Genomic DNA, 5,933 nt, shown 5'->3' with positions numbered 1-5,933 from the left:
CTGCGCGAGCGGGCTCGCGGCCTTTCCCGGCAAGGTCCTACTGGCGCTGCCCCAGCAGTTTGGCGAGGATCGCGCTCAGCTGGGCACGCTCGTCGGAGGTGAGGGCCTGGAAGGTATCGTCGAGGAACGCCGGGATCGAGGCCTGGGCCTCGGCGAGCCGCCGCCGCCCCGACTCGGTGATGGTGACGGCGTAGGAACGCCGGTCACGCGGGTTGCGCTCCCTGCGGACGTGGCCCTCCCGCTCCAGGTCGTCGCAGACGCCGACCATGACGCTGCGGTCGATCCGCAGCTCCTCGCTGAGCGTCTGCTGGGAGCAGGGGCCGACGGCGTCGAGCATCTGGAGCACGAGATGCTGACCGACCCCGAGCCCTTCCTCGGCGGCGTGCGCGTCCGCGGCGCGGGCCACCGCGGACGAGGCCCGGCACAGCGCGATGTCCAGCCGCTCGGCGGCGAGTCGCGGGAAGTACGCCGCCCCACGGTCCGTCGTCCTGGTCGTCGCCGCCATCGCTCTCCTTCCGGGTGAGCCGCCAGTCTGGCGCACATCCATCTCGCCCCAGATCGTTTGACATAAGATGATTGACCGGCAAACGGTCTTCCCGCCGCCCGCTGTCGCCGCCGATGAGCGATGATGGCGATCATGGCTTTGATGACGGAGTTCACGGAGTTGTTCGGGGTTCGGCATCCGATCGCGCTGGCCCCGATGGGCGGCTCGGCCGGCGGAGCGCTGACCGCGGCCGTCTCCAACGGCGGCGGGCTGGGACTGCTGGGCTCCGGGAACGGAGATCCGGACTGGCTGGCCCGCGAGCTGCCGATCGTCACGCGGAGCACCGACCAGCCGTGGGGTGTCGGCTTCCAGGTCTGGGCGACCGACGTCGGCGCGGTCGAGCGGGTGCTGGAGCACGGCCCCAGAGCGGTGATGCTGTCCTTCGGCGATCCGCGGCCGTTCGCCGAGCGCGTCCGGGCCTCCGGCACGGCGCTGATCATTCAGGTCACCGACCTGGAGGAGGCGCGGCAGGCGATGGACGCGGGCGCCGATGTCATCGTGGCGCAGGGCACCGAGGGCGGCGGGCACGGGGCCCGGCATGGACGGTCGACGCTGCCGTTCGTACCGGTCGTGGTGGACCTGGTGGCTCCGGTGCCCGTGCTGGCCGCGGGCGGGATCGCCGACGGTCGCGGCGTGGCCGCGGCGCTGGCTCTGGGCGCCGCCGGGGCGCTCATCGGCACCCGATTCCAGGCCACCGCCGAGGCCCTGGTCGACCCTTCGGCCGCCAGGTCGATCGTCGAAGGCCGCGGGCAGGACACCAGCCGCAGCCGTGTGCTGGACATCGCCCGCGGCTCCAAGTGGCCCTCGAAGTACACCGCCCGCACTCTCGGCCACCCGTTCATCGATCGATGGCTGGGCCGGGAAGCGGACCTGGCCGGGGACCCCCAGGCCAGGCAGGACTACCAGGACGCCGTGGCACGCGGGGAGGTGCCCGCGTTGCCGGTGTGGGCCGGCGAGGCCGTCGATCTCATCACGGACCTGCCGCCCGCGGCCGACCTCGTCGCCCGCCTGGCCGCGCAGGCCGAGAACGCGCTGGCCCGCGCGGGCAGAAAGCAGCCGGAAAGCTGAGCGGCTTCCGGGGTCAGGCGGCGGCCGTCGGTACGAGGCGGCGGTTGCGTACGAGCCAGATGGCGCGCTCCAAATCGGGAGTCATGTAGCGGTCATCGATCAGCGGGGTGATGTGCTGCCGGATCTCCGCGTGCAGGGACCGCGTGACGGGGCCGAGCGGCAGGCCCTCCATCTTCTGCGCGATGAGGTCGATGCCCTGGGCCGCCATCATGTACTGGACGGCCAGGACGACCCCGAGCCGGTCCAGGTTCTGCTGCAGGTTCCTGACCGAGGCCATCGCCATCGTGTTGTGGTCCTCCTGCCCGTCCTTGACCGGCCGGGACAGCGTTCCCGCCGGCGTGGCTCTGACCTGCATCTCCGGGACCAGCGCGGCGGCCACCGTCTGCACCTGCACCATGCCGGAGTTGAGGCCGACGGTCCCGCCGGCGAGGTTGGCGGGCAGGCCGTAGCTCCACTTGGGCGACAGCAGCCGCCCCGACAGCTCCTGCGACAGCACCCCGACGTCGGTGATCTCCGCGTTCAGGGTGTCGGCCAGGTGTCCCATGATGGAGGCGTCCCAGTTGCCGCCCATCACGAACTCGTACCCCTGCCCGTCCCCGCGCAGGAAGACCAGCGGGTTGGAGGTCGAGGAGTTGGCCTCCCGCACCAGGGCGCGGCGCGCCTCGGCCAGCGCGTGCCGCAGCCCGGCGAGGATGTGCGGCGCGGCCCGCACCGACACCGCGTCCTGGATGCGCGGCTCGTAGTTCGCCGGGTCGAGGCGCTTGCGGCCCTCCTCCGTCATCCAGCCCGAGCCCGCGACCATCGCGCGCAGCCGCGCGGCCACCGCGTCCTGCTCGGGGATGTGGCGTTCCTTGTGGGTACGCGCGTCGAGCGAGCCCTGCTCGGCCCTGGTCGCCTCCATGAACAGGGCGAAGGCGCCCTCCGCCTGGTCGGCGAGCGTGGTGGCCCGGTAGACGGCGTTCATCAGCACGGCGGCCACGACGGTGCTGCCGCTGATGATGGGCAGCGCCTCCCCCGCCTGGAAGACGAAGTCCTTGGGCAGCCCCGCCTGCGGCAGGATCTCGGAGGCGGGCCCCTCCCGGCCCAGGTAGCGTACGGGCGCGTTCTCGCCGGCCGCCGCGAGTCCCGCGGCGGCCTGCGGCTGGAGGTCGCCGGTGCCCAGCGACCCGATCTGCGGCATCCGCGGGATGACTCCGGCGTTGACCATGGACAGCAGGCGCTGCGGCACCTCGGGCCGCACCCCGTACGTTCCCCTGGCCATCTGGTTCGCCTTGAGGATCAGGGCCAGCTTGGCCACGTTGTCGGGCAGCGGCTCGCCGACGCCCGCGGCGTGGGAGCGCAGGACGTTGTGCTGGAACTGCTCGGCCTGTTCGGGCGTGAGGGGGCGGTCCTTCAGCGGCCCGAGCGCCTGGTTCCAGCCGTACACGCGCTGGTTGGCCAGGGCGGCCAGCGCCCCCTGCCGCGTCTGGTTCATGGTCGCCGGCACGGTCGCCGCGAGCTGTGCGGTGACGGGGCGGCCCGAGAGGACCGCGAAGGCGTCCCGCAGCGAGAAGGAGCTTCCGTCCAGGACCAGGCTCCGCGCCCGCGGCGGCGGTGCCGCAGCCGTGGGCGGGCGTTCGGGGGTGGCGACGGCCTGGCCCGGTACGAACATGGCGACGAGCAGGACCGCACCCGCGGCTGCTCGTCCAACTTTGGTGGTCAACGTGTCCCCCGGCCTTCACGACGCGGATCAGCAACGCTCCCTTTTAGACACGGGGCGGGACGGCGTCGAAGACGACTCGGCAATGACGGGACAAATGCTGACTCACCCTCGACCGGTCCGTGACAGGCTGTCTTCGAGGTGACCCGATGCCTTGCCACACAAGGTATCGGGTCGTACTTTGGTCATATGTCTGAGGGCACCGAGGCGACGCCGGGCTCGGCCACCGTCGCCCGCCTCCGCCGCGAGCTCGCGCGGGGCACGACCGAGCTGGCCGTGCTGTCCGTCCTCGACGTCCGCCGCCGGTACGGCTACGAGCTGCTGAAACTGCTGCGGCAGGCGGGTGAAGGGGTCCTGGAGGTCAAGGAGGGCACGCTCTACCCGCTGCTGCACCGGCTCGAGGACGCCGGCCACATCCTCGCGACCTGGGAGGCGGAAGGGCGGGCCAGGCCGCGCAAGTACTACGTCATCACCCCGGACGGTCGCACATACCTCGCCATGCTGCGGGCCGAGTGGAGCGGCCTGGTGGAGGCCATGCGACAGCTACTCGACACCCTTGGCGAGGTGCAGGAATGAGCGACGAACAGCAGATCATCGACGACTACGCCGAAAGGGCCGGACGGCACCTGACCGGCCCGGCCCGGGAGAGGGTGAAGGCGGAGCTCGTCGATCACCTGTCCGACGCGGCGGAGGCCGGCGAGCTGGCCGAGGCCCTGAGCCGGCTCGGCACCCCGGAGGAGGCCGCGGCCGCCTTCGCCGAGATCGGCTCCACGCCGCCCGCCCGTGTGGACGTGCGGTTCGTCGCCGTGCTGATCGACAACCTGCCGCTCGTCGGCGTCACGATCGCGCTGCTCGTCCAGGGGCTCGCCCGGATGGCCGGGCAGGGAGGCGGGTTCAACCTGGCGTTCCCGCCCTTCGTGTACGTCAAGGTCGGCGGCGTCTGCGTGTCCACGGCACCCCAGGGGTGCGCAATCGCCGCCTACGACGCCGCCGGGCTGCTCTACACCCTGGGCGTGCCGCTCGCGCTGGCCTGGTCGATCGTCGGGCTGGGGCTGCTGGAGGCGTGGACCGGCACGACGCCGGGCAAACGCGCCATGAAATTACGGGTGGTGACCGAGGCCGGGCTGCGCATCCGTCCGGTCGCCGGCATCGTGCGCAGGCTCAGCCTGCTGCTGGGGCCGTTCGCCTGGCTGGACTGGGCTCCCGTGGTGTGGGGCGACCGGCGGCGGGTGCTCGATCACCTGGTCGCGACCAAGGTCGTCAACGCCCAGGTCAACGACGTTTCCGCGAGATAGGCGAGGGGATGATTCCGAACCGTCGGGGATCGCGGCAACCGCTGAGCTTCTGCTCTTAGGGGGAGCGATGGAGTTCCGTGTCGAGGCACGGGAAGGCGAGGAGCCGCACCACCAGTGGTGCCTGGTGTACGAGGTCGAGTCGTCCCGGGTCGTCCACCTGCACCAGCACGTCGCCATCAGCCCGGACGCGGCCCTGGCGAAGGAGCAGCTGGCCGAGGCGGCGCTGGCGCAGGTGCCGTCCGGCGTCTCCCGGGAGCGCCTCGCCGTCGCGCACCCGGACCCCGGTGTGGAACTGGGCCCGGACATGACCTACGTGATCGATCCGGAATCGGGCCGGGTGACCGCCAGGCCGGACGCGAAGACGTTCTACGAGCCGCGCTGAGCCGGGTCCCGCGTGCTCATGCCGGTGCCGCGGCCGTGGCGGCGCGCAGCTTGCGCGGGTGCAGCAGCTTGGCCCGCGACGCCAGGACGCCGCCGGCGGTCCCGGCGTCCTGGAGGGCGGCCGTGAGCCAGTCGACGCTCACCGGCTGGCCGTCGCCCTGCTTGATCAGCAGATCTCCGGCGGCCCGGGTGGAGCTCAACGCCTTCAGCCAGGGATGGACCCACGTGGGGACCGGGAAGGTGACGACATCGCCTCGATCGTCGCGCATGGTGACGAGCACCAGCGGGCAGTCCGAGCCGTGACCCACGGCGTGCAGGTCCTCGCTGGTCAGGCTGGCCAGCGTGGCCACGCTGGCGCCGGTGGCCTCGATCAGGGCGACGGCCACCGCTTCGGCCACGCGGCCGTCCGCGGCCAGCCGGGAGGCGCCGTGGCGCAGCAACCGCCGCTCCTCGCGCGTGACCACGGGCGACTGGGGCTCATCGGCAGGCGTGGAGCCGCCGTCGCCCTGCCGGATCGCGCCGATCGACCAGGCGAACCAGTAGAAAGAGGACAGGGCGCGGTGCTTCCTCGCCACGGTCGCGCCGGAGAGGGCCCGGCCGGGGTTGCGTACACCGACGGTGAGAGCGCCGATCCGGGCCTGCTCGCAGTAGGCGTCCAGGTGATCGCCGGTGGCGGCGAGCAGCCCAAGGCCCGGCTCCACGGCCTGCAGCCAGCGCAGGAACCCGGCCAGGGTCTGCAGGCACGCCTGCCGCGTGGCCGTGCTCGGCCGGTCCAGCAGCCAGGCGGCCACCGTCCGCCGGGTGTGACAGTCCAAGGCGTCGAGGAGCTCGACGTCGGCGCGGGGCCGCAATCCGGCGATCTGCCCGACGCCGGGCACGGCTTCCGCGCGAGGAGGCGGCGTCCCGGGCCCGCGACGGCGCGCGGCTCGGGTCCCGGCCGAGTCCT

Annotated in this window: 7 protein-coding genes; 4 read left to right on the top strand and 3 right to left on the bottom strand. The window is 72.6% G+C overall.

The window, feature by feature from the left end; translation table 11 throughout:
- Positions 1-37 precede the first annotated feature (37 nt).
- Positions 38-505: a MarR family winged helix-turn-helix transcriptional regulator gene (locus ACWDX9_RS58545; protein WP_449972119.1), complete on the bottom strand. Its 468-nt coding sequence runs from the start codon at positions 503-505 to the stop codon at positions 38-40.
- Positions 506-646: 141 nt separating this feature from the next.
- Between ACWDX9_RS58545 and ACWDX9_RS58540 the strand changes: the two genes are divergently transcribed.
- Entirely contained in the window at positions 647-1,612 is a 966-nt protein-coding gene (locus ACWDX9_RS58540) for an NAD(P)H-dependent flavin oxidoreductase (RefSeq protein WP_449972117.1), read from the top strand.
- Between the two features lie 13 nt (positions 1,613-1,625).
- On the opposite strand, the gene ACWDX9_RS58535 is transcribed toward ACWDX9_RS58540, so the two are convergent.
- Positions 1,626-3,314, bottom strand: coding sequence for an HAL/PAL/TAL family ammonia-lyase (locus ACWDX9_RS58535; protein ID WP_449972114.1), 1,689 nt, complete (start codon positions 3,312-3,314; stop codon positions 1,626-1,628).
- Positions 3,315-3,500: 186 nt separating this feature from the next.
- On the opposite strand from ACWDX9_RS58535, the gene ACWDX9_RS58530 reads away from it, so the two are divergent.
- The 3 genes from ACWDX9_RS58530 (at position 3,501) to ACWDX9_RS58520 (ending at position 4,988) form a co-directional block, all read left to right on the top strand.
- Complete coding sequence (locus ACWDX9_RS58530; protein WP_449972112.1) at positions 3,501-3,887, top strand: PadR family transcriptional regulator; 387 nt, start codon at positions 3,501-3,503, stop codon at positions 3,885-3,887.
- Positions 3,884-4,606, top strand: a complete 723-nt coding sequence (locus ACWDX9_RS58525; RefSeq protein ID WP_449972110.1) for an RDD family protein — start codon at positions 3,884-3,886, stop codon at positions 4,604-4,606. Before ACWDX9_RS58530 ends, ACWDX9_RS58525 begins: the two co-directional genes overlap by 4 nt.
- A 67-nt stretch (positions 4,607-4,673) precedes the next feature.
- A complete protein-coding gene (locus tag ACWDX9_RS58520; protein WP_449972108.1) occupies positions 4,674-4,988 on the top strand; it encodes a hypothetical protein in 315 nt (104 codons plus the stop codon).
- Between the two features lie 16 nt (positions 4,989-5,004).
- On the opposite strand, the gene ACWDX9_RS58515 is transcribed toward ACWDX9_RS58520, so the two are convergent.
- A partial coding sequence (locus ACWDX9_RS58515) for a hypothetical protein (RefSeq protein ID WP_449972105.1) occupies positions 5,005-5,933 on the bottom strand: 929 nt, incomplete at its 5' end.

The organism is Nonomuraea sp. NPDC003201 (assembly GCF_053590415.1).
This window is presented reverse-complemented; position numbering and strand designations above follow the sequence as displayed.

Coding starts and splice junctions, on each gene's coding strand:
- ACWDX9_RS58545 (WP_449972119.1), bottom strand. CDS start 505: ATGGCGGCGACGACCAGGACGACGGACCGTGGGGCGGCGTACTTCCCG.
- ACWDX9_RS58540 (WP_449972117.1), top strand. CDS start 647: ATGACGGAGTTCACGGAGTTGTTCGGGGTTCGGCATCCGATCGCGCTG.
- ACWDX9_RS58530 (WP_449972112.1), top strand. CDS start 3,501: ATGTCTGAGGGCACCGAGGCGACGCCGGGCTCGGCCACCGTCGCCCGC.
- ACWDX9_RS58525 (WP_449972110.1), top strand. CDS start 3,884: ATGAGCGACGAACAGCAGATCATCGACGACTACGCCGAAAGGGCCGGA.
- ACWDX9_RS58520 (WP_449972108.1), top strand. CDS start 4,674: ATGGAGTTCCGTGTCGAGGCACGGGAAGGCGAGGAGCCGCACCACCAG.